This window comes from Streptomyces lateritius (assembly GCF_014649715.1).
Classification (GTDB): Bacteria; Actinomycetota; Actinomycetes; order Streptomycetales; family Streptomycetaceae; genus Streptomyces; species Streptomyces lateritius.
In genome coordinates this window covers 1-512 of the sequence record NZ_BMTO01000054.1, presented here as the reverse complement: position 1 = coordinate 512, position 512 = coordinate 1, and the positions used below count along the sequence as shown (strand labels likewise).

Genomic DNA, 512 nt, shown 5'->3' with positions numbered 1-512 from the left:
GTGCCCAGCGAGGAGAACTGCAGGAACGAGTTCGCCTTGTTCGTGCCCGAGTCGTAGGAGCCGACCTTGATCTGCGTCTCGGTGGAGTGGTCACCACCGATCGTGTTCTGCGCGTACGTCGAGTTCGACGCCGTCACCGTCGGGTCGACGGTCACCGGGTAGACCCGCTCGGGCGCGTCGAGCCACGCACGGTCCGCGGTCATCCGCAGGGCGGGCTTGCCGTCCACCATGACCAGCTCATAGGACACGGCCCGCGACTGAGCGGCGTCGCCCGAACGCGGGTCGATCTTGGAGTCCTCCATGAACGCGTGCGGGATGGTCGCGGTGACCTCGCCCGCCGCGTCCGTGAACTCCACATCACCGTCGGCGGCTATTCGGGGCGTGAGCCCCTTCACCGCGAGCGGGAACGTCCAGGAGTTCGCCGCCTGCGGCGAGCGCAGGACGACGTTCTCCTTGAAGCCCTCCGCCAGCGGCACCAGCTGCACATCGGTGTCCGGCAACACATCGGCGTA

The 512-nt window shown here is 67.8% G+C and carries 1 protein-coding gene; it reads right to left on the bottom strand.

Translation table 11 applies throughout. The features are described from left to right. A partial coding sequence (locus IE136_RS35245) for a hypothetical protein (protein WP_189602570.1) occupies positions 1–512 on the bottom strand: 512 nt, incomplete at both ends.